Source organism: Mycobacterium bourgelatii (assembly GCF_010723575.1).
Taxonomy (GTDB): Bacteria; Actinomycetota; Actinomycetes; order Mycobacteriales; family Mycobacteriaceae; genus Mycobacterium; species Mycobacterium bourgelatii.
The window spans coordinates 3,407,613-3,430,929 of record NZ_BLKZ01000001.1; the positions used below are offsets into that span (position 1 = coordinate 3,407,613).

Annotated in this window: 18 protein-coding genes; 1 reads left to right on the forward strand and 17 read right to left on the reverse strand. The window is 66.7% G+C overall.

Annotated features, from left to right (window positions below; translation table 11 throughout):
- Positions 1 to 2 precede the first annotated feature (2 nt).
- From G6N68_RS14865 to G6N68_RS14880, 4 genes are all read right to left on the reverse strand, one after another.
- Positions 3 to 1,070, reverse strand: coding sequence for an acyl-CoA dehydrogenase family protein (locus G6N68_RS14865; RefSeq protein ID WP_163713540.1), 1,068 nt, complete (start codon positions 1,068 to 1,070; stop codon positions 3 to 5).
- 40 nt (positions 1,071 to 1,110) lie between these two features.
- The gene (locus G6N68_RS14870; RefSeq protein ID WP_163713543.1) at positions 1,111 to 1,635 is read right to left on the reverse strand and encodes an OsmC family protein; all 525 of its coding nucleotides are present in this window, start codon (positions 1,633 to 1,635) and stop codon (positions 1,111 to 1,113) included.
- Between the two features lie 140 nt (positions 1,636 to 1,775).
- Positions 1,776 to 2,612 (reverse strand): DUF3097 domain-containing protein, encoded by an 837-nt coding sequence (locus G6N68_RS14875; protein WP_163713547.1) that lies wholly within the window; start codon positions 2,610 to 2,612, stop codon positions 1,776 to 1,778.
- A 94-nt stretch (positions 2,613 to 2,706) separates the two neighbouring features.
- Positions 2,707 to 4,554, reverse strand: coding sequence for an alpha/beta hydrolase (locus G6N68_RS14880; protein WP_240355759.1), 1,848 nt, complete (start codon positions 4,552 to 4,554; stop codon positions 2,707 to 2,709).
- Between the two features lie 61 nt (positions 4,555 to 4,615).
- Here G6N68_RS14880 and G6N68_RS14885 point away from each other — a divergent pair, with 61 nt between their 5' ends.
- Positions 4,616 to 4,921: a type VII secretion target gene (locus tag G6N68_RS14885; RefSeq protein WP_163713550.1), complete on the forward strand. Its 306-nt coding sequence runs from the start codon at positions 4,616 to 4,618 to the stop codon at positions 4,919 to 4,921.
- A gap of 28 nt (positions 4,922 to 4,949) precedes the next feature.
- Here the strand turns inward: G6N68_RS14885 and G6N68_RS30845 are convergent, their stop codons facing one another.
- The 13 genes from G6N68_RS30845 to G6N68_RS14950 all read right to left on the reverse strand — a co-directional run bounded on the left by G6N68_RS30845 (position 4,950) and on the right by G6N68_RS14950 (position 23,205).
- A complete protein-coding gene (locus tag G6N68_RS30845; RefSeq protein ID WP_240355483.1) occupies positions 4,950 to 5,249 on the reverse strand; it encodes a helix-turn-helix domain-containing protein in 300 nt (99 codons plus the stop codon).
- A gap of 27 nt (positions 5,250 to 5,276) precedes the next feature.
- A complete protein-coding gene (eccE, locus tag G6N68_RS14895; RefSeq protein ID WP_163713554.1) occupies positions 5,277 to 7,349 on the reverse strand; it encodes a type VII secretion protein EccE in 2,073 nt (690 codons plus the stop codon).
- Complete coding sequence (gene mycP / locus G6N68_RS14900; protein ID WP_163713556.1) at positions 7,346 to 8,773, reverse strand: type VII secretion-associated serine protease mycosin; 1,428 nt, start codon at positions 8,771 to 8,773, stop codon at positions 7,346 to 7,348. Before mycP ends, eccE begins: the two co-directional genes overlap by 4 nt.
- A 4-nt stretch (positions 8,774 to 8,777) precedes the next feature.
- Positions 8,778 to 10,334 carry a type VII secretion integral membrane protein EccD gene (gene eccD, locus G6N68_RS14905; RefSeq protein WP_163713559.1) on the reverse strand — a complete coding sequence of 519 codons (1,557 nt, stop codon included), beginning with the start codon at positions 10,332 to 10,334 and terminating at the stop codon, positions 8,778 to 8,780.
- A gap of 23 nt (positions 10,335 to 10,357) precedes the next feature.
- Positions 10,358 to 11,758, reverse strand: coding sequence for a CpaE/TadZ family protein (locus G6N68_RS14910; protein WP_163713561.1), 1,401 nt, complete (start codon positions 11,756 to 11,758; stop codon positions 10,358 to 10,360).
- A 103-nt stretch (positions 11,759 to 11,861) separates the two neighbouring features.
- Positions 11,862 to 12,698 (reverse strand): ESX secretion-associated protein EspG, encoded by an 837-nt coding sequence (locus G6N68_RS14915; RefSeq protein WP_163713564.1) that lies wholly within the window; start codon positions 12,696 to 12,698, stop codon positions 11,862 to 11,864.
- Positions 12,699 to 12,801: 103 nt separating this feature from the next.
- Complete coding sequence (locus tag G6N68_RS14920; protein WP_163713567.1) at positions 12,802 to 13,095, reverse strand: WXG100 family type VII secretion target; 294 nt, start codon at positions 13,093 to 13,095, stop codon at positions 12,802 to 12,804.
- Between the two features lie 38 nt (positions 13,096 to 13,133).
- Complete coding sequence (locus G6N68_RS14925) at positions 13,134 to 13,454, reverse strand: hypothetical protein (RefSeq protein ID WP_163713570.1); 321 nt, start codon at positions 13,452 to 13,454, stop codon at positions 13,134 to 13,136.
- Between the two features lie 124 nt (positions 13,455 to 13,578).
- Positions 13,579 to 14,907 (reverse strand): PPE family protein, encoded by a 1,329-nt coding sequence (locus G6N68_RS14930; RefSeq protein WP_163713573.1) that lies wholly within the window; start codon positions 14,905 to 14,907, stop codon positions 13,579 to 13,581.
- A gap of 75 nt (positions 14,908 to 14,982) precedes the next feature.
- Entirely contained in the window at positions 14,983 to 15,279 is a 297-nt protein-coding gene (locus tag G6N68_RS14935; RefSeq protein WP_163713576.1) for a PE domain-containing protein, read from the reverse strand.
- A 297-nt stretch (positions 15,280 to 15,576) separates the two neighbouring features.
- Complete coding sequence (eccCa, locus tag G6N68_RS14940; protein ID WP_163713577.1) at positions 15,577 to 19,752, reverse strand: type VII secretion protein EccCa; 4,176 nt, start codon at positions 19,750 to 19,752, stop codon at positions 15,577 to 15,579.
- A complete protein-coding gene (gene eccB / locus G6N68_RS14945) occupies positions 19,752 to 21,338 on the reverse strand; it encodes a type VII secretion protein EccB (RefSeq protein WP_163713580.1) in 1,587 nt (528 codons plus the stop codon). Before eccB ends, eccCa begins: the two co-directional genes overlap by 1 nt.
- Positions 21,331 to 23,205, reverse strand: coding sequence for an AAA family ATPase (locus tag G6N68_RS14950; RefSeq protein WP_163713583.1), 1,875 nt, complete (start codon positions 23,203 to 23,205; stop codon positions 21,331 to 21,333). The genes eccB and G6N68_RS14950 overlap by 8 nt, the downstream gene beginning before the upstream one ends.
- Between the last annotated feature and the right edge of the window lie 112 nt (positions 23,206 to 23,317).

Consider the following 23,317-nt stretch of genomic DNA (forward strand, 5'->3'; position numbering starts at 1 on the left):
CGTTAGACGCATCGGCCGAGCTCCCAACGTAATTGCGCCTCCGAGGGCGACTGGACGGGAATGAAGGCGGCCTCGCGGTAACGTCGGCTGGCCGGTGTCTTGCTCGCATAGCCCTTGCCACCGGCCGTGCGAATCTCCAAAGAGGCGCTGGCGACGGCGATCTCGGCGGCTGCAAGTCGAAGCGACAACAGTTCCTTCTTGGCGGGGGGCTGCGCTCCGCCGACCGTGACGGCGACGTCCGCCAGCACGGTCTCGGTCACCTCGAGCCTTTCGGCGACTTGTTGGACCTCAGCGGCGAAGACCTCGTTCACCCCGGTTGCGCCCGATTTCGCCTGCGTTATCGCGGTGCGCGCCAGGCCTAGGCACATAGCCGACTGCAGCACAAGGAAAGTCGGGCGGACGGAGCCCAGAAACCCGGCGAAATCGGTGGTCAGAACCTGCTCGTCCGGGACAAATGCGTCCGTCAGATTCAGGTACGACGAGGCCGTGCTGTCCATGGCCAGCAATTTGAAATGGTCACCCACGGTGACGCCCGGGGTGGCCAACGGCAGCGCCACGATGAGCTTGGCGCCATCCTCCGTGCGCGCGCCGGTCACCAACAGCGAGTCGTCGTAGAGGTTGCTGGCCCATCTGATCGGCCCGCTCAACGCAAAGCCGCCCGGAACACGCGAGGCAACGAGTTCGAGGTTGCCGCAGCCTGCCAGGTCTTTGAACGCGGCCGCCATGCCCGTCACGCCCGGGGTGGTGCCGGCGAGCAGCGGCTGGGCCGCGGACCTGCTGAATGGCGTATCCGCAGTGAGCAGGTATTCGAGCACCATGCGGTGGGCCCATACGGAGAACCCGGTGCTCATGCACTCCCCGGAGATTCGCTTGATGATTTCGGCCATCCGGGGAAGGGCGCCGTCGGCGTTGCCGGGCGCACCGACGCCGAGCAGACCCGCGGCGCCAAGACCCACGAAGCTACGGCGCGAATTTAGCTCGCCACGATCCAAATCGCCCGCGTGGGCACGAATATCGGGCAGCAGCTCCGAATCGAGCGGACCGATCGCGGCGTCGACCGTCGCGGTCATTGGCGCTCCCTCCTGTTCGGTGTTTCTCGATGCTGACCGGCTAGCCGATCGATAGCGTCGAATCGACGCTGGCCGGGCGGCGGAACGTGTTGACCACCGGTGACCAGGCAATTGCGTTGTCGTGAATCTCCTTGAGCGTGTCGTCGTCCGCGTCCCCGGCCAGGGTCACCTTGCAGCGGACGGCGGTGATACCGAGCGCTTTGTCGGCCGGGGTGTCGCCGACCCCCCAGACCGCCGAGATGTCGATGTCCCCTTCCATCTCAACCTCGATCTTGGTCAACGTCACCCCGCGGTGTGTCGCGTTGGCCAGCAGGCCCACCGAAATGCACGATCCCAGTGCGGCCAGAGTGACCTCGGAGGGGTTGGGCGCGGAGTCGTCGCCGAGCAGTGCGGGCGGCTCGCCGACCAGCATCGGCGCGAGGTCGCGCACGTAGGTCATGTTGCGGAACCCGGACTCGCAGACCGTCTTGGCCCGCAGGGTCTTCCTGCCGGTGCTCGGGTCGGCCTTCGCGTTGCACGACAAGCGGTCCAGGCCCTCGGCGTCGATGACAAGCGCGTCCGTCATGGACTTCCTCCGTTTCGTTGCGGCAGTGCTGCGGTCTCACGTCGTTAGTGCCTGCAACGCCGAGTATGTGACGCGTGATGTACGCCACAGAGCGGCACGGGGCACCCTGTGGCGCCTAAGGGTGCGTCGGGGCCAGACGGTTACGCGGCCGGTTGCGTGACGAAATCGATGAGTTCTTCGACCCGGCCGATCAACGCCGGTTCCACATCGTTCCAGTCGCGCACCTGGGCGCGGATCTGCTGCCAGGCCCGGGCGATGTCGGCCTGACTGCCATGCGGCCAGCCGAGCGCCTCGCACACGCCATGCTTCCAGTCGATGTGCCGTGGAACCGTCGGCCATGCCGAAAGTCCGAGCCGGTCCGGTTTCACGGCCTGCCAGATGTCGATGTAGGGGTGCCCGACGACCAGAGTGTGTTCGCCGCCGGGTCCGCGGCGCACGGCGTCGGCAATGCGCGCCTCTTTCGACCCGGGGACCAGGTGATCGACCAGGACGCCGAGCCGCGAGCCGCGGCCCGGCTTGAAGTCGGCGACGATGTCCACCAGGTCGTCGACTCCCCCGAGGTGTTCGACCACCACTCCCTCGATGCGCAGGTCCTCACCCCAGACCTGGGCGACGAGTTCGGCGTCATGGCGGCCCTCGACGTAGATCCGGCTGGCCCGGGCTACCCGCGCCCGCACCCCCGAAACTGCAACCGAACCGGACGCCGTGCGCTTCTTCGCGGCGGGTGCCGGGCGACGCGGCGGGGTCAGTATCACCGGGCGGCCATCGAGCAAAAAGCCAGGGCCCAACGGGAATCCGCGGGTGCGGCCGTGCCGGTCTTCCAGGTCGACCCGGCCGTACTCGACACGGACCACGGCGCCGACGTAGCCGGTCTGGGCGTCCTCGACCACCATGCCGAGCTCAACGGGATGTTCCACCGAGCGCGGCTTGCGGCGTCCCCCGCCGGCAAGCACGTCGGTTCCATAGCGGTCGATCACTCGGCAATACTAGGCAGCCCTTGGCGAGATGACGGCGGCGGCACGCCGGACGAGCGTCGAAAATGGTTGCGCCGGAGTGATTTACACCACGACATCAGGGCCCGTATTGGTGGTTGCTGGTGACTGTGCCGGCGCGGCTGTCCTCGGGCTCCACATCGAACCCGCCTAGTCCCGGCAGCGGGACGTCGAGATGGGGTATCTCGACGCGGCCCAATCCGGGAATGTCGACCTTGTTGGGAGTGGTCAGATGCGGTAGGTGCCGGCCTTCGGCGATCAGGTTGTCGTCGAAGAGGCGACCGGGGTTGCCGGTGACGATGTCGGTCATCGCGCGCAGCGATTCGCTGCCGACGGTGTAGTAATACGAATGATCGGCGGGATTCAACCCGTCGGCACCGGGAACTTCGGCGTGGAATCGGATCGACCCGAAACTGTCTGCGGCCGGGTCGAATCCGAGCCCCGCCGAAGCGCCCACCAGGTCGCCGAGCTTGTCGTTGAGGTAGTTCTGCACCGTCGAGCCCAGCTGGGGCACCCAGGTGATGGGGTCTGACGAGGCGGCACCCACGTAGACATGTCCACCCTCGGGGAGCTGGAAGTCCGCGGCGCTGCGGGCCAGGTCGGTGCCGGGACTGCCCAGCAGGATCGCATTGTTGGCGTGCATGCCGCTGTTGGCGAATGCGTCGGCAACCGTGGTTGACCCGTACGAATGTCCGATCACGGTGATATTCGCCGGACCGTTGTGCGTCACTCCCAAACCGTTCACGTCGGCGGCCAGGAGATTCCCGCCCTGCCGGGCGAGCGTCGTGTTACCGATGTCCGGATCGGTGAAGCTGTCGGGCGTCTCGTAGCCCATCCAGGCGATCACGGAGGTGCTGTCCGGGTCGGCCAACGCGGACTGGTCGTACAGCACGGCGGCGTCGTTGCGGCCGCCGGCGAGCCAACCCGATTTCACGCTGCTGCCGGTGCCGGGCACGATCACCGCAGTGTTGCGCGCCCAGTCGGGATTGCCGATGGCGATGGCCGCCTTGCCGCGGCCTTGGAATGCCAGGGGATCGTATGCCCACAGCATGACCGGGCGGTCGGCGGTGTTCTTGCCGTCGGCGGTCCACGTCCGGTCGTGATCCAGGCCGTGTCTTGTCTGAACGGCGTTTGTGTAACGGGTGATATCGTCCGACGTCAACCCGTATTTGCTTGGGTCGTTGAGGATCTCGCTCACGTCGACGCCGCCGAGTTTGGCGATGTCCTCGACGCGGTGCAGGTCGTCGCTCAGCACGGCCCGGTTCACCGGGTCGCGCACCGCCGCGGGAATGCCGTTCAGATTCCCCAGTCGCTGTGGGTGCGCGGCGATGAGCCGATCTTTGTCGTCCTGACTGAGCGAATGCCACCAGTTTTCGACGTCCTGGGCGCTCGCGTCTTCCGGTGGCAATTGCGGCATTTGGAGCTGAGCCGACCGCTCTTGCCCGGGGGTGAGTGGGAAGTCGTCGGAAATCGCGTTGAGTTGTTCGGCGGCACGGGCGAACTCGTGCATAGCTTCCCGAATGACGCCGGCGGCCTCGGCGAGGCGTTGCTGACCGGCGGCGATCAGGGCCTGTTGACCTTGCACCGTGTTGGCCAGCCAGCCGATGCTGAATTTGTCCGCCTGCCACGCCGCAATGACCGCGTCCATTTGCTTACGTGCGTGGATCAGCGTTTGACCGGCCCCGCTGATGATCGGGTAGGCCTCCACTTGCTGTTGATAGAGGCGGCGACGCTGACCGTCCAGATCGCTGCTGCGCAGCTTCGCGGCATCGGAGGCGGCACCGCTCCAGGGCGGCCAGGGTGGTGGTTCCGTCGGCAGATTGGGGACCCGCGCAGCTACCGGGTCCCCCGTGCCGAGCAGCGCTTTCAACGCAGCAAGGGCCGCATCGATATCCCCCACCCAGACAACGTAGCCAACACCGCGCACCTGCGACAAGACAGGTAATGTGTAACAAGACATTGACGGTCTGCGGATCAGGGGGGCGCGAATGAACCAGCCAATGTTTATGGACATTCCGAAGGTGCTTGCGTTCGGCGAGGCCAACGATTGTCTGGCGACCGAAGTGACCGCAGCGTGCCAACCGGACCCGGCTTTGGTCGCGTCAATTCCGGCTTACGGGGCCGCCGGAGCGATGTTCAGCGTTGCGTTGACCCAATACTTGGCGCGTCTTCAGATGAGCGGTGAGCAACTCGCCGGCCGCTACCGAGCGCATGCGTCGGCGATTCGGGTGGCGGCCCAGTCCGTTGCCGCCACGGATCATCAGAACGCGCAAGCCATTCCGCGTCCGCGGTAACGGGCCGGGCGGACACTCGGCGTAACTGCTACTCCGGCAGGAAGTCTCGGGGCGACACCCCGAACAGGTGCGCCAACTCGTACACCACGTCCAGGCGCGGGGCGGCCTCGCCGTGGTAATAGCGATAGATCTGCGTCTGCGACACCGGTAGATCCGGCGCCTGCTCTTTGAGTAGTTTCTGCAGGCGCAGCGGGGTCATTCTGCGGGCGTGCCCGCTGTCGCCGTGCACGCTTGTGGTCGAGGCCAACTCTTGCAACCGCTCCGCGAAGTACGTGGTAGCCGGGTGCTCCGCCGGCGACCGGTCAGAATCCCCACCCTGGACCGTCATCGCTGTCCCCCTGTCGTTTTCTCGCAGCTATTCACGTCCTCGCCACCGAACCCGACGCTCCGGGTTCGAGGTTGGATCCTGACCGTCGTCCTCCGGTACCGACGGCGTGTCCTGCGGCAGGTTGAACTGCCGGCGGGGACGTGCAGACCGAGGTTGTCGGCTGGCCGCCTCGGAGCGCGGTGTGCGTGTAACGCGTTGCGGGCCAGCAATGTTGCGATGCCGACCACCGCTTGGGCTGGGCGTTGATTCAGTGGCAGCAGCCGGCTCTGGCGCAGCGGGGGCCGGGGCCACCTCGCGAGCCGGCGGCGGGGGCGGCTCTAGCGGCTCGGGCGGCTCGGGCGGCTCCGGCGGCTTAGCCGGCTGGGGTTGGCGCACCGTGCGGGACAGGGCGGGCTCGGTGGACACCGACCGGCGCGGCACGGCCGCCGGCTCAGCATGCCCCAGATAGCGGTCCTCTTCCCGACTACGGATGATCCGAACACGTTGTGGCTCGGCAGATCCCACGCCGACCTCGAGCAACTGGCCGTCCACTTCGGTGATGACCAGGTCGGCACCGCCGACGGCCGCCGGGACCCTGGTGTTGGACGGCTCCAGCAAGCGCATCACCGTCCGGGCGGGGACCGTGGTCACCGGTCGACCGTCGAAGACGGCAATGTCGCACGCGAAAGCGCCTGCGGTGGCGTAGAACAACCGCGAACTGTCTCCGACGGCGGCCACCAGGTTGTCCCACTGCGGTCGGGCGTTGGTGTGGATACCCACCACCGCGCCGGTTACCACCGCACGTAGCACCAATTGCTGGGCGAGTTCGGCGCTGACCCGCGCTTCGATTCGGCGGCGCTGCGGTTGGCCGCTTTGGTCCCAGAGCGGCACGGTGACCATCGCACCGTCGTCGGACTGGCCCAGCAGTTGGCCCGACGGCCCGATCGAGATGTTGAGGTCACCTAGCTCGGACACGTTGATCGACGGCACGGCGACTTGGAGGCTGCGGTCGCCGCCCGGCAGCGGAGCCATCAGCATCAGCCGTTGAACACCGGTCGGCAGAGCCAGGTTTGACCCGGCCAGCGGCCGGTAGGCCTTGCCGTGGGTGACATATCGCACCACGGAGCCGACCGTCACGTTGCCGGCATTTGGCGGGGCGTCCGGGCCGGCATGCGAGCCGGCACGCATGCCGGACAGCCTCAGCATGACGACGGCATCCTCGGTGCGCCACGACCACCACCGATCCAGCTGCTCGCCGTTGAGCGTGGCGGGATCACCGACGTAGCTGCTGATGTAATTGGGGCCGGATTCCACTGTGCCCCAACGCTCCCGGTTGCCGACGGCACCGACCGGCTGGAGCAGAATCGCCGCGAGTTCGTCGAGATCTTCCGCCGACAACGCGTACGCCCGAATCCGCTCCTGCTGCAGGCGCTGCACCACCCGATGCGTGGCCGATACCAGCGCCTTGGGCGCCGCGCTGGCCGAGGGGCCCCGTGCGACGATCTCGTCGAGATTCTCCTTGGCGTCCAAACGCAAGACCAGCCACGTCCGGCGCTGCCCGATCAACGGCCGCGGGCCGACAATCTCGGAATACACCGTGCGGTAAGCCGATCCGGACGGCACGTGACGCCCGGCCGACACCACATCGATGTCGAGGCTGAGGTCGTAATGGCGCATCAGCGAGACCACCAGGTCCAGCGGCAAGACGCCGTCGGTGACCGCGCGTCCGCCGGCTTCGAACGTCAACGCCGGGGCTGCGGCGATCTCCACCGCTGACACCAGGGTGTAGCCGTCCCAGCGCACACCCGCCACACCGGCGATGGCGTGGACGTCCTTGGCGGGCGGCAACTCGTCGACCAACGGACGCTTGCGGCGCCGCCAGAATGCCAAGACGACCGCGATCCACTCGACGAGTAACACCCGACCCCGGATGGGCACGAAGAGGGCCACGAAGGCAACCAGCCCGATCAGCACCGAGGACCAGACCAACAGTCCCGGTCCGTCGGGCCCGGTCGTCGTGGGCACCAAGGCGCATACAACCAGGGTGAACACCAGAGCCGACGGCAAGCTGACTCGCAACCAACCGGCGCGGTGCGCCTGAACCCGGCCGCGGCGGGTCATCGCGGCCTACCCGGCCGGCGGAATCCCGTCGCCGCAACGACGACACCCACCAGGATGATCAGCGCGGCAACGCTTCCCATGACGATCGCCGCCCCGTATTTCGGTTTCACATCGGGCGGGCGGGGCGGTGGCGGCATGGCCAACTGCGCCGCGTCTACCGTCGCCGCGGGTCGGCCCTGGATCGGCACCTCGTAGGTGAGGGCGGCGACGGGGTCGATCAGCCCGCGCCCGACCACGTTGTCGACGCCGCGCGCCGGCGCGTGTGCGGTGGTGATGATGCGGGTGATCACCTCTTGCGCGGTCAACGACGGGAAGCGGGACCGGATCAGCGCCGCCAGACCCGACACGTAGGCCGCGGCGAAGGACGTACCGGCGATGGGCACCAGCGGGCCTTCGCTGCCGGGCACCCCGTTGATCACCGTCTCCCCCGTCGAACTCAACGACACAATGCCGGATCCCGGCGCGGCGACATCCACCCAGGGTCCCGACATCGAGTTCTGTGCGCGCACCCCGTCGGGCGACACAAACCCCACCGACAGCACCTGGTCGTCGAACCACGACGGCGTCGAAATCGACGTCACACCACCCCAATTGCGCGGATCGTCGGGATGGGCGGGATCCGGGTCGGGGTTTGCCCGGCAGTTGTTCTGCTGACCGGCGCCGGCGTCGATCCCGTTGATGTTGCCGGCGGCGGCGACCACGACGGCGTCCTTGACATCGACGGCGTACTTCAACGCACCGCCCAGCATCGCCTGATCGATCGGGGTGGTCGCCTTCACGCAGGACACCACCGAAACGTTGATCACCCGCGCGCCGAGATTGGCCGCGTGCACGATAGCCCTTGCCAGCGTGCGGATATCGCCGGCGGTGCGCGACGACATCGGATCGTTGGGGTTGGCGGACCCCGACTCGGGGATGTAGGCCGCCGAAGTCTGCCGGATGGCCAGGATTTGCGCGTTGGGCGCCACTCCGACCAACCCATCGGAGGGAGAGGCTGCGGCGCCGATGATTCCGGCGACTATCGTGCCGTGACCGTCGCAGTCGTCGAATCCGTTGCCAGAGGCCTCGACGTAGTCGCCACCGGGAATCATGCCGGGTAGCCGCGGTTGCGGCCGCACGCCGGTGTCGATGACGGCGACCATGACGCCGGCCCCGGTGGAGAACGTGTGCGCTTTGTCGAGTTGCAAAGACACCGACGGCGGCGGTGGCTTGGACAGATCGGAATTGGGCAGCACCCCACCGACCACGCACGCGCCGTTCTTGCGCATCGCGGTGTCTGGGCCGGGCGGGCCATCCGGCGGGGCGGCGCCGATGTCCGGCGTGGGCGGGGTGACCGCCAACGCGCTGCCGGCCGGCGTCACGGCAACCAGGGCGACCACGGTGGCCAATACCGCCGTCGCACGCGCCCAGGTGAGTATTCTCATTGCCTCAGAACAGGTTCCGCAGCACCGCAAAGGTGCCGGTTATCCACACGACCAGCGGCGGACCGGCCAAGATCAGCAGGAACTCCACGTTCTCGATGCGGCGCGCGGTCAATTCGGAAATCTTGGCTCCCGGCAACCGCAGTGCCGCGAGCGCGGCCAGCACGGTCGCCACCGCGACACCGGCTACGACACTGAGTTGGGCCAGCGGATTGGATGTGCCGAGCACCACCGTGATCGCCAAGCCGGCGGCCACCGCGAAGGAACCCAGGAAGAACGTCACCGCCTGCACCCGGTCGGTCAGGGAACGGCCACGCAGCGCCAGCACCAGCGTGGTGATGATCGCCAGCGCGACTTCACCGTAGAAGTAGTGCGTCTGCGGGAACACCGCGGCCACCGCGCCAACCGCTGTGATGACCACGGCCGCGATGAACAGGCCGGTCAGGTACTTGTTGGAGGCGCGGGATCGCCGCTCCAGCTCCGCGTCCTCCTGTTCGGCCAACGCCACCGAACGCACGCCACTGGGGTCGTCGAACACCTCGACCACCAGAGCGGCTTCCTCGAGCTCGCTGCGGTCGATGTCTTCACCGGGCGGCGGCAGGCTCGGCGGACGGACTCGTGCCAGTGCCAGCGCCAACGCTTGCGCGCACACGGTGAGGACGGCACCGACCAGGACCGCGACCGAGGCGATCTGGCGGACGTCGAAACCGGTATAGACGCGCAACGCGGCCGCCACGGTTCCGGCGATCGACAGGCTGATCACCGCGGTGTGGACGGTGATGCCAATCCCGGTCAACCACAACACCATCAGCGATATGCCGCCGGCAGTGAAGATCCCGGCGCAGACGTTGGCGGCCGTCCAGTGTCCGTCGACGCCGTCATAGGCGGGAACGGCCACCCACCCCGCGGCAAACGCCAGCGGCAGGGCGGCCAGCCCGAGGGTGTAGCTGATCTGCGTCGCCCCGCGCCGTCCCGCGATCACCGCCCCGATGACCGCGACCAGTGTCAGCGCCGCCGTCGGCGGAAACCACCACGCGATGCTCGAATTCGCCCGCCACGCCATGATGCTCAGCACCGCCAGCAGCGCCGAACCGAGAACCAGTGCGGCCAGTCCCAGCACGCGTGCGGTGCCGGCGCTGAACGACGCGAACTTGGCCGCGTTGAATTCGGCCATGGCATCGGCCGAATCCTCGATGATCGGCCGAAAAACCTCGTTGGAGTGCACTTCCCGCAGGATCAACCGGGCACCGTCGAGCACTCCGGCGTCGGCCAGCGTGGTGGTGCGCGGGAACGCCATTGCCCCTTCAACGGCCAGCGAGTACACCCCGGCGCGATCGAAATCGACTGTCAGACCTTCGTTTCGCAGCGTCTCGGCCAGGAAGGGCACCAGCCCTTCCATGACCACCGATATCGGCGCGTGCGCAGACACCGAGGTGTCGACGAAATAGTTTCCAACATGAATGCACAGCCGCAGCTGCTCCGGCACCGCGCTCGCCGGTGCGTTTGCGGCGGCCGCGTCCGGAGTATCGGCCGGCACCGGTCCGGCGGGCAATACCACTGACATCGGTTGTCTCTCTTCCGATCAACTCAAGCGGGCACCGCAGCGGGAGGTTGCGGGACGGTGAAGTCGTCGGCCAGCATGGCCGCCAACTCCTCGAACGCTCGTAGTGTCTTCTTGCGCAGCTTCGCCAGATCGATTTCCAGGCCCTCGTCGAGGTGCTTGTCGAACGGGATGCGGTGAATCTTGAGCTGTTGCCGGCGCAGCACCGTGAGCAGCGAATCCATGTTGACGCGCGTGTTGGGCGTGGATTCGTTGATCACCAGCACCGTGCGGGCCAGCAGTCCTTCGAACCCGTGGAAGCGTAGCCAGTCAATCGCGTTGCCGGCCGCGACCGCTCCCTGTGGGGAGGCCTGTACCAGCAGCGCCACCGCGTCGGATTTGGACAGCACCTCGCGCACCAGCGGCGAGTGCAGGTTGGTGTCCCCGTCCCACAGCAGCAGGCTGTAGTAGTGCGACGCGATCTCGTGGACGTCGCGGATGTCCTCGGGTTCGAGCACCCGGTCGTCGTCGGCGCGCCACCCGTTGGCCAGCACCTGCAAATCGGTGTCGGTGGTGGACAGGAAGCGCTGGACGAAGTCGCGCTGAGTGAGATCCTCTTCCTGGATCAGGTCGACCATCGAGAGGTTCTCGGGGTGCTGGGCCGTGCGCATCGGCAGGTCACCCGATGAGGGGTCGGCATCGACGGCCATGACGCCGTCGCCGCGGACCGAGGCGAACACCTGGCCGAGCGCAGAAGTGACCGTCGTCTTGCCGGCGCCGCCCTTGAGGGTCAGCACCGCAATGGAATACATCTTCTGCTTGCTGGCACGGATCCGGCGCAACACCTCGCGGTGCGCCAACTCCTTTGCGCTGGGCGGCAGCGACAGGCCCAGGTGGTTCAGCGCTCCCCGGATGCCGGTGTTGGCACGCGGTGACCGTTCCTCGGTCGCGACCTTGATGAGCTCCTGACGGATGCCGGTGGCGGCGGCTTGGATCGGTGCCGCGGGTCGCCGGTACTGGTCGACGTCGGATGGCGCCTCGTGCCTGGCCGCGGGTGCGGGAGCGGGGGTCTGCGGGCGGTTGTCCCGGTCCTCGCGCGCATCGCTCGGTTCGGCCGCCCTCGGTGCGGCATCCGCCCGTGCTGCCGCGTCGGGTGCCGGCGGTGCCCAGGACGCGCCCTGGTGTTGCGGAGGCCCCCAGTGGGCGCCCGGCGCGGGAGCAGGCTGTGGAATCCGCTGCGCAACCGTCTCCCGCTGCCCGGGCGGCGGGACTGCGGCGCTTACCGGCGCTGGGGGCGGGCCCGGAAGCGGCGAGGATGGAGCCAGGGGCTGCTCGGCGGGCACCAACGACGGCGGCGGCGCGGCGGCCTGTTCCTTGTGCACCTGGGCCTCGCCGCTGGTATCAGCGTGGCGAGGGTGTCCGTTTGCAATCTCAACGTCGTCAGTCACTGGGTCCCAGCCTTTCGAACTACAACTCTGGCTACTCTGCGCGAGCAGACGCAAAATCGCGCGAAAAACGCGATTTTCGGGGGACTTTGCGTCTGCTCGCCGGTCAATTTCTGGCGAACCAACTCTTGGTCGGGGTCATTTCCACCAGGTCGGCCATCGCGGCCCGAAATCGGGCATACGTCCCCGGTCCGAAAGTGACGTAGAACTGGCTGCCTTGGCGGCGCACCGCCGAGACGATCCGCCCTGCCGAAGTATCCGCGACACCTACGCCCGCCGGTGTTTGGAACGTGGTGATTCCCCGGTCCTGGTGGATGACCAGCTCGGCGCGTTGACCCGAGTACGTCGACATCTCGTTGAGGACCTTGGCGGTCGCAGGGTCGGCGCCGTGGTCGCGGAGCCAACGCAGGTTGTTCCCCGAATCGCCGGACGCCAACTCCTTTACCTCGGCCCACGACAACGTCATCGACTCCATTTCCGCCGGCGGCGGTGCCGGCTGATCCGGGCCGACCCGCAGCGCCGCCCACAGTGGTGCGCACATCACCTCGTCGACGGTCTGCCCGTGCGACCACACCCCCTGGATCACCACTTCGTCGTTGCGTCGCAGCGCCAGCACGTGCTCTTCGCCTCGGCGGGCCAGTACCGCCCGGCGCATCCGATCGCCTTCCACCGCCCGTAAGGCCACATCGATCTCGGGGCGTTCGAGCACTCGCAGCCATTTCAGCAACGATGGTTCGACGGTTCCGTCGATGGACAACAGGCCGCTTTCGATGAGCACCGGGACGGTCTGGTCGTCGACCACGGCCTGGTCGGCCGCGTAGTAGACGTTGTCGAGCAAGGCAAGCACGGCGGGCAGGCTTTCGATCCCCAGCAGCCGCTTCAGGAACAGTGCTGAGTCCACGCTGAGGTGCGCCGCGGCCAGCATGTCCGATCGCTTTGCCATGAGTTGGAATCCTACTTTCGACACCACACCCAGATGGCTTGCGCGACTGAATTTTTGGGCAGCCGGCCTGGTTTCTCAACCAGCTGGGCCGACGGGAACCGGCTCAGATCGCGGAGAAGTTCCCGCACGCCTGAACTTCGGTGCCCTGCATGTCCAGGGTGCCGGTGGTGAGGGCGTGGATGACGCGTTGGGTGGCGTGCTCAAGGTTTTCGTTGACGCGCAGGAACGCGTTGTAGGCGTCCTCAAATGAACCCTCGGTGGTACCCGTCCAGCTCGCGGCGAGCGCGGCGCGGTGTCCCATGCCGGCCGTCTTCAGCGCGATTGCGGTGGCGTGGATTTGGCTCATCTCGCCGATGCAGGCGTGCATCGCCGGGTAGTTGTACAGAACGTCGCTCATGATGTGTTGCTCCTAAGTCGAGTCGGTGAGGTCGGCGGTTATGTGTAGATGGTGCCGCCGGCGTTGAGAACAGCGGACGCGTTGGTCGCCTCTTGGCCGTCGAACTGCGTGTGCGTGGTGGTCAGGCCGGTGGTGATGCTGTCCAACACCTGGTTGTTCTGGGTGGCCGTCGAGTACAGATCGGCCAAGACCGATTGAGCGACGGTGCCCATCTGTCCGCGGTTGGCTTGCTCGAAATTGCCTGCCGCGGAGAGCAAGTGCTGGTTGTTGGAGCGCGTCTCCTCGACGAGGCCCATGAGCCCTTTGGTCTGAGCGAGGTAGGCGGCGGTATCCACCGATAAGGGTGCTGCTGCTGACATCAGCATCTCCAATCTTGCGATTCCAATGGTGTATCGCCATTCCTAACAACTCCGTGCCAACTGGCATGGCGCACTCCGAACAGCGCTGAGTGCAAGTCTGTTTTCGTCGTCCCCGTCCCGGCCGTCATATGGCCTCTTGCCGTTGTTCGACCAATTCGCCCGCCGAAACCGTTTGCAGCTCAGGGGGTTCGGTACTCCACACCGGGACCAGTTCGGGCGTGGGACGCGTGACGTGAGTGTCTTCCTCGTCATCGCGCCGGTGCTGCAAGGCCGACAACGGAGTCATGCCGGACGCGGACGGCCGACCGGTGGCAGGGGCTTCCACCGGCGGCGCCGGCGGCGGCGCACCATCCCAGCCGCTGGGGAAGCGAAAACCCGTGGAGGCGGCCGAGAGTCCGCCGAGGTTGGGTACTCGCACCGCCGCCGTCATGGCCGCGGGGCCAACATTGCTGCCGGCCAACCGGTCCAGTGTCGGCGACGACGGCTGCGTGTCGAAGAACCCCGGATTCTCCACGCGATGTTCGGGTTTCACCTGGGAGAGCAGGTTGCCGATCTGCGAGCCGAACTGCTGGACCTGCTGCACCGGCTGGGTCACGAATTGCATCGCCTGTCCGGGGATCTGCGCCGCCTGCGAGACTCCCTGCGCAACCTGCTGGGGTGCCTGCTGCACCAGTTGCTTGCCGAACTTCTCGGCCAGGTTCTGCTGCCGCGCCTCCGCGTCGCGGTAACGGTCCAGCGCATCACGCGGATCGGCTTGCTGCAGAGCACCTTTGGCCCAGAGACCTGCCGTGGTACCCGCGGATACGCCCTGGCCGAACGTCTGCGCCATGAGTTGGGCGGTGGATTCGGCTTTCGCCGCGGCCAGCATCAACGTGTCGCCGGCGCGCTCAGCCGCAACAACGGCTTGTTCGATCACCGGCGGAAGCACCGGCATGCCCACCACGATTGGCACCGCCGGCACGAACGCCTCGAACGTCGTGTTCGCCATGCTGGCGGCGAGGTAGGTCTCCTGCACGGTGATGTCCTGGATGGTCATCTCCAGGTACTGGCCTTCCCGGATGCCGATGGGAATCGTGTTGATGCCAAGGAAGTTCGTGCCGATCAAGACCGCGGTGGTGACCCGGTTCTCGACGATCTCGGCCATCTGGGCCATGGTGGCGTAAGCGGTGGTGAAGGCGGCGGCTTGATCCGCCGTTCGCGCCGCGGAGGCAATCAACTGCGCTTCTACGACCCGCAACCAGACGATGAAGCGCGTCACCGCGCCGAGCAGGGCCAGCGCAGCCGGGGACTGCCACGCATTCATCAGCCAGGCCAAATGCGCCTCGAGCCGGTCCGATGCCGCTTCATACGCGGCGGCCGCAGCGCCGAACGACGCCGAGGCGGCCAACATGGGCCCGGCGCCGGCACCCGACATCAGCCTGCCGGTGATGACCTCAGGGGGTGCTACGACCATCGGCCTTCACTTCCAGGCCACCCGCTGATGCGCGCAGCCCCGTCCCCGACCCCGATGAACATGGAGGTGGTCGATCTACGCCAGCATCGCGGCGTTGCCGTCGTCGGTCACCTCGTAGCCGAGACCCGTGGTGCCCAGGGCGCCCGCGTAGTGGCCCATCAAGAAGGTGCCTTGCGCGGCGGTAGCGAGGAACTGAGCGGTGTGCGCGCTGGTGTTCACCGACGCCAGTGCGGACGCCTCGTCGGCTCCTGCGGGTGCCGGAGCGATCCCCGCTGGTGCACCACCAGCTACCACCGATGCCGTGGTCGCGGCATTGCTGACCACGTCTGCAACTCCCGCCAGCAAAGCCTCAGTTTGCACTTGAGTGATCACTTAGCAAACCCCCTCGCCGTCCGCACATGCGCCGTATTCGCACCAGCTTAGCGCCGTTTTTTACCCCTGGTGGTAAATATTGCCCTTCTGCCGCAGGCAGCTGCAACCTAGGTGCACCAGTTGCACCGATCCCACCCGAATAAAGCGCCACTCGGGTAAAATGCCCTTAGCTAACATGTGTTGAATAGCGACAGTTAACACGTGTGGAATGGCCTCGACTATGCGTCGACTCTGCGTCTAAGGCGACAAAATGCGAGAAACCCCGCCCTCAACGCAGAGTCAATCCCCGACGGGGCATTAATCCTCGAAGTCGGTGTCCCTACTCTCTCGCACGCCGGACCAGGCGGCCTGGATGCGATTCTTGCGGCCCAGTGACGCCTCGATATAGCGGGCGCGGCCCGGGAAGGGGAATCGCTCAAACTTGGTGTCGCCGATCTGACCGTCGAACTTGTCGGCCGACAGCAGCACCGTCGGCACTCGGTCTTGCAGCATCCTCTTGATCAAGGGGTCGCGGTTGCCGGCCAGATACAGTTCCTCGGAGCCGCGGGCGATGACGAAGTGGAAGCCCCGAGCCAACGGTTCGTTCTGGAGCCAGGGCGCCATCGCATGCATCGCCGGCTTCTCGATGGCACGCGGGTCCACGATCATGTGGTAGTCGTCCACGACGAAGAAGATCTCCGGCCCGCTCCACCACGCGCGCGCCGCGCGAGTCTCGGCGTCCAGGTCAGCGGGCACATTGCGGGAGGCCAAGTCCAACTCGGCGTACAGGGCCTCGTTGGTGGGGTGAATCTGCTCTTCCCGATGGATGTGGGCGAACACATTCTTCATGTCCACCCGCCCCAGGTGACGTCGCCGCGGATCGATCAGCACGATGACGGCGTCGTCCTTGGTCGCAAAGCGGCGGCTGATGCTGTCGCAAATCGTCCCGATCAGCTCGCTCTTGCCGCTCTTGGCCTCACCAAGGATCAGCAGGTGCGGCTCGCGGTACATCTCGGCATAGGCCGGACCGAGCGTGTCTTCGCGCACCCCCAGCGCGATCCGCAACCGGCGCTTGTCGGCCAGCTGCGACTGGCGCGGATCGGCCGCCGCGGCCTCGTCGGCGGCGGCCACCAATTCACCCAGCTGATCACGGGTCAGCGAGGTCGGCAGCGTTCGCAGCCGCTCGGCGCCGCGTGCGGCGAACCGCTCGGCGACCATGTCGACCAGCGCCGTCATCCCGGCCGGAACCGTCGATGCGTCGGCAATCGAGTCGATGCGCGGCAGCGCCACCAGTCCCTGGAACTCCGAACCGGTGGTGATCGCGTGGCCGGGTGCCTTGCGCCGCTGCTTGGCCAGCTGCGAGCCCACCCGCGAAAGTTCGGTTTCGTTGTGCAACTCGATGACGGTGTTCATGTTGGGCTCGATCCCGCGCATCTCGACCACCCGCGCCGTCGTCAACACGAAGTGCAGCCCGTAGTTGCGGGCACCGACCAACAGTGCCTCCACCTCGCCGCCGCGGAACTGCAGCACCTGGTCCTGGGCCACCGCGGCGTCCCAGCCATCGATGATCACGAACACGTCGCCGTAGGGATCCTGTTGCAGGAAAGGGCAATCGGGGTCGGTGCGGGCCTGACGATATTCGTCGATGGTGATGCGGTTCTCACGGAAAAGCCGTTCCCGGGCGGTCAGCAGCGTGCCCATCTGCATCAGGATCCGGTTGATCGCATCGGGATCGGACCGGGTCACGACCGCGCCGACATGGGGCAGGTCGGCCAACGGGCTCAGCCCGCCGCCCGCATAGTCGACGATGTACATCTGGACCTGCTCGGGGGTGTTCGCCAGCGCCAGCGAACACACCAGATTCTTGACGACCGTGGACTTTCCCGCGCCGCTACCGCCGAGGATCAACACGTTCTTTTCGGCGTCCAGGTACCAGACGGGCTGCTCGTGCTTGAGCGGGTTGTCGAACAACCCGAACGGCACAACGAGATTGGCGATGGTTTCGTTGGTAGCCGCCTGCCAGTCGCGCAGCCCCGGCGCGACGGCGTCCAGCGTCGTGACCTCCAGCGGCGGCAACCACATCCGGTACGGCGGCGGGAAGTGAGCGCTCTTGAGACGCTCGATCACGGTGGTGAACACCGTTGGTGCGCTTTCGATTTCCTCTTCGGTGCGTTCCGGCTCCACGGTCTGCGGTTCGCTCGCACCGCTGTCCGGAAGCGGCTGGGCCGCGGCGGTGAAGGGCCGGGGCTCGACCAGGTTGGGGTCGGTAGCGCTCCTGCCGCGATGCCCATTCGAGCCGGCCGTCGGCACCACCGGAGGGAAATACGCCGCACCGGTCCACCCGGCGTAGAAACCGATCAGTTCTCCCCCGGTGGGACGCAGCACTCCGTGGCCGGGGTCGCCGGACAGTCGGTAAGCCGCATCCGAACCATCCAGCAGCGCACGGGATTCCGACGCCGTCTGGGTCTTGAGGCCGATCTTGTAGCCGATGTTGGTTTCCAGGCCGCTGGTCCGTCCGGAGTTGTCCAGGTTCTGCGACGCGTAGAGCAGGTGCAGCGCCACCGACCGCCCGACGCGGCCGATGCGGCGAAACAGCTCGCCGTAATCGGGGTGCATCTGCAGTAGCTCGGCCCATTCGTCGATGACGATGAACAACGAGGGCAGCGGGGGCAGGTCCACGCCTCGCTCGCGCAGCTTCTCGTAGTCGCGCAGGTCCTTGACGTCGTAGCGCGGGTTGAGTTCCTTGGCCTCGCGGAAAATCCGATAACGGCGGTCGATCTCGCCGTTGATCATCTCCTTCATGCGCGCCACCAGGTGGGCCTCTTGCTCCATGTTGGTGATCACCGCGCTGACGTGCGGCAGCTGATCGAGCCCGTTGAAGGTGGCGCCGCCCTTGAAGTCGACGAGCAGCCAGTTGAGCACGTCCGGCGAGTGCGTCACACAGCCGTTGATGACGAGGTTGCGCAGGAATTCCGACTTTCCGGATCCGGTGGTCCCCAGCAGCTGGCCGTGCGGCCCGGTGCCGCCCTCGGCGGCCTGCTTGATGTCCAGTTCGAGGCGGTCGCCGTTCTGCAGGAACCCGATCGGTATTTTCAGTCGCCGTTTGTCGTCGTAGCGGTTGATCACCGACCACAGGTCCAGCGGCTCCAAGGTGCCGGGGTCCCGCACCCGCATCAAGGTCTGCCAGTCCCTACCACGCTCGGCTTGTTTGACCTGGCGGCCCATGTTGGCCAACGTCGCCACCTCGTAGCGCGCCAGCTGCCTGGCCACCATTCGCGCATCGATGAGCGAAACATTGTCGGCGACAGCGACTTTCACCGGTTCGGCCAGCGGCCGGTCCGCCTCGCTGCGCCACACCGTGCGGTCGGCGTCACAGCGCAGGGTGATGCCCTCCTCGGCATTGAGGGCGTTCTCCGGCGGCCCGACGAGCAGCCAGGTCACCCCGGCACGTGGCGCAATGACCGAGTCGACGAGCTTGTCGGTGACTGCGGAGTCCACCACGACCAGTACGTGGCGGTAGCTGTCGGTGGTGAACTCCGGGTCGGGATTGAAATTCATGGTGAAGTCGATGACCTTGTTGGGGTCGTCGGGATCGGCCTCGTCGCCGCCCAGGCTGGCCTGCAGGGTCGACCAGTCGCGGTACATCATCCGGGCGCTGCCCAGCCGGTCCAGCTCGTACGGGTGCTGGGTGTGCGGCAGCCATTTCATCCACGACCATTCCGGCGCGTCGACGTCGTCGGTGAGCACCACCATGGCCAGGTTGTCCGGACCGTGAGTCACCGCGGCCTGCAACAGCATTGACCGGACCATGCCCAGCGTGACGTCGCGGTCGCCTGTGAAGCCGATGACGGGAAAGCGGGCCGCGGTGACCACGACCGGCATGGACGACACCGTGGAGTGGTGGCGCAGGAAGCGCACGGTGGCCACCCAGCTCACCGGTTCCAAAAACTCCCCGGGCGGGGCTTCGGGGGCGACGATACGCGCCGCCAACTCGACGTCACCCAGGCCGTAGCGCAGCGCGGTGAAGCCGTCGCCGGTCGGCACCACCTCCCACATCCGCTCGCCGCCAATGCGACTGGGCAGCATCTGTGGGTCGGGGTAGGAGCTTTGCAGCCCGGCGTGCATGCTCAGACCCCGGTCGAACACCTTCTCCCGGATCATTCCGAGTCCGCGGGTGGCGGCCTTGCGGTCTTGCAGTACCTGGGCGCGTGAGGTGCCCGTCCCGCCGCGCTGCCCGAAGGCCATTCCGCCGACACCGCCGAGCATCATCAGCGGGAACAACACCATCAGCGGACTGAATCCGCGGCCGGAACGGATCATCAACGCGACCATTCCAACCAGCAGCAGTACCAACAGGATGGGCAGGCCGATGGTGCGGATCCGCGAGGCGGGCTCGCCCTGCTCTATCTCTTTGGGCGGCGGAACTTCGATCTCGTCGCGGATGATCCGGGGCGGCGGCACCGGGTTGGCCGGACGCAAGAAGCTGATCCGCACTACTTCATCTCCTTGTCGTCGAAGCCGGCCACCACGGGATCGGCGGGCACGCCGTCGTGACGGATCCGCGCATCGCGTTGGGACAACGTTGGTCCGCGGGCGAACAGCGAAATCGCCACCCAGGGTGCGGGTACCGGGTGACGCAGATTGAGCGCGGACAGCGTCAGGTCGCCGCTCTTGGAATCGGTGGTGTCCAACCCGAACCGCACACCGTTGTCGGAGATCCAGAAGTAACTCTCGCGGTTCTTCGAATCTGTTGCGGCCCCGGTGATCTGAACGAACCTACCTCCATTGGGCGGCATGAACACCCGGTCGGCGGTCATGCCCTTCGAGGTGGCCGCCGACACCAGCGGGGTCAAGGCCCCGGTCTGCCTGTCGGTCAACGGCAATGTGCGGCCGACCATGACCTCGGTGCGCGCGGTTGGCTCGTCGCCGAAATGCGACCAGGACCAACAGGTCACCGGCTCGTGCGCGGCCGACACCAATTGCACCTGCGCCGCCGGATAGTAGGACACCTCGAGCTGGCGCGACTTGGGCAGCGACGCCAGTTCGTCGGGCCCGATCTCGATCGGCGTGGTGCTGGCCTGGGTGTTCGCGGCCCGGATCATCGTCGCGGCGACCAGGCCGACCTCTTGGACGCCATCGGTGAGCGCGACGTAGTACTTTGTACCGCCGGACAATTCGCGCAGATTAAGGACGGTGCCGACGCGCACGGGCTTGTTGAGTTCGAACGTCGGCGGGGCGCCGACATCGGCGATCGGCGGCGCCACCAGAGGCGGCTCGGCCGGGATCGCGTTGAACAACCCTTGGGAGATCGGCAGAATCAGGTCCGTGGCGCGCAGTCCGAGGGCATCCTCGACCACGGCATTGGTGATGTCGACCGTCGAGCGGACCACTTCCCCGTCGGGACGCGCATAGATCAGCCAGGTTCGTTTGTCGTAGCTGACCAGCCGGGCCTGGTTGGCCGAAAGCTTGGTGATGTCACCGCTTCTGGTGAGCGGCCCGCCGATCACGGTGGTCGTCACCGGCGACGTCGCTGTCGTCGGCAGCCCGGACACCGGGTCCAGTGGGACGGCCGCGCCGGTCATCGTGGTGTCGCAAACGGTCCAGATCGATGACGGGTCGGCGCTGTCCCTGATGTCGGTGGGCGCCCCCACGATGCCCACCAGCGAGCCGTGCGGGTACTTCGCGATTTCGGCCGAGCTGGCGCGAACCGGCTTCTCCGGGGCGCCGAGGATGAGGCGCGCCGAGGTGAGGTTGGTGACCGGATCGAGCCGATCACCGATGCGCACGTACATCGCGCCGGTGTCGCGGTCGATCGCGATATTGGCGTTGCTGACCAGGCCACCCGGTGAGAACAGACCCCAGACGATGGTGCCGACGGCCAGGATCACCGCGATCAGCACCCCCAGGATCAGCGGCGCCGCCTGGGCCCGCTGCGGGTCGTCGATCATCCGGGTGTCCCGACGGACCAGCGCGTGCGCCATCCGTCGGTACAAGAACCGCAGGCCGCTGATTTGATACTTCGCGGTCATCCGGAAGCCGCGGCGGCGGCGCCGGTGTTCAGGTCCCGCTAGCTCAGCCAAAACCGACTCCCCCGTCCAGATCGCTCAGCGGAAGCGGAATCCGCAGCGTCATACAGGCTTCCCGGAAAGCTTCGTCGACATCGCCGGCTTCCAGGGTGACCAGGGCCTCTTTGGTCGGCGGCGTCGCGGAACTGTTGAGCCGAAAGTCGCGGTATTCAGCGGCCTTCTCGGTGATGGTGCGGACGAACCGTGCGTTTCCCGCCTTGTCCAGAGCCGGGACGTCCCGCGGCCGTCCGTCGGCGTCCACCTCGGCGATCAAGGTATCGGCCAAGGCCGAAAGGCGCTCCAGCAGCAGATCCTGGGCGGGTGCGGAGTAGAGCGAGTCCTCTTCAGCCGCAATCAGATCGGCGATCTTGACCAGTTCCTGGGCAGTGTAGGACTCAAACCTGATCCGGGTGGTGAAGCGGCCCGCCAGACCTTCGTTCATGGACAGGAACCGGTCGATGTCCGGCTCGTACCCGGCGATGACCACCGCAAGTTTCTTGTTCGGGTCCGAGGTCTTGCGCTCGTTCTCCAGTCGGGCGAGCAGTGTGTTGATCGCCTCTTCGCCGTAGGCGTCCCCGTCGGAATAGCCGCGGGAGTACAGCGAATAGGCCTCGTCGATGAACAGCAACCCGCCGAGCGCCTTGTCGAGCACGGCGTTGGTTTTCTGCGCGGTCTTGCCCAGGTATTCGTCGACGAACTGCGGCCGCGAGGCTTCGACGACGTCGGGGCGCGCTATCAGCCCGAGGCCGAAGAACAACTGCGCCAACACCCTTGCCATCGTCGTCTTCCCGGTGCCCGGGGGTCCGACGAAGACATACGACAGCGCCAACTCCTTCTTGCTGCCCACACCCATCTCGGCGCGCTTTTGGTCCATGGCCACTTTGGCTTCCAGGCGCCGGATTTGGTTCTTGACGCCCTCCATGCCGATTTGCTTGTTCAGCAGCGCCATTGCCTCTTGGCGCACGGCGTCCCTGGTGCGGTCGCGTTGTGCGGATTCCAGCGCGGCGGCACTCTGGCCCGACTCGGGATCCCAGATGTCGGCGCGGGTAGCCAACGACTCGGCGGTGACAATCTCGACCATCTTGTCCGGGTCGTTGATCGCGGCGTCGACGTCCCGGGAGGCGATCCACGCTTTCAGCTCCCGGAAAGCCGTCATGGCCTCGTCCCGCTTGCCTTGGGCGCGCAGCGCGTAACCACGAGCAAGGCGGAGCTTGGCGTGCAGATCGGTTGGCAGGCCTTGGGATTCCAGGCCACCTTCGGCAAAACGCTGTGCCTCCAACGGGTTTCCGGTGCCGATCAGCGCCCAGACCTTCCAGACCAGCAGGCCGGCGTTGAGGAATTTCACCAGGTCCGGCCGGTCGGAGCGCCACTGCTGCGAGTTCTCGAAACTCAGCACGTCCGGCCAGCGGCGCGCCAGGCCGAGCAGGCCCAGGCGCACATAGTCGAGCATGTCCAGTTCGAAGGCCGTCGACGTGGAGCGGCGCAGCTGGCGCTCGACGACGTCGTTGGCGGCGGCCAGTTGCGGCGGATCGCTTTCGGCGAGCGCTACGGCGTAGGCGATCGCCAGATCCGAATCACCGTTCAGCGGTAGCCGCAGCCCGATGGTGCCCAGGGTCAGGGTGATCTGGACGCCGAGCTGGTCTGGCCGCATCTGGGCGTGCCGCAAGGCCGCCCCGAAATTGCCCCGGTTGCGGTAGGCGCCCTCGGTGACCTCGACGTTCTGCTCGCCGGCGGCCATCCGACCCAGCCAGGCGTCGCACATGGTGGGATCACCGTCGGTCGCGTGCGCGAAGGCCGCCCGGGCCTGCGGCATCTCCCGGTTGCGCAGGTGCCGCAGCCCAATGGTGAACACATCGAGCGGCCGGGCAACACCTGTGGACATACTCCCCCAATCCTTGCTGCGAACCGGGATCGTGCGCGCACGGCGGGCGCAGCTATGGTGCGATCCTAGCTGGCCGTGGGGTTGCCTCGGGCCGCTTCGCTCACCCTTGGAG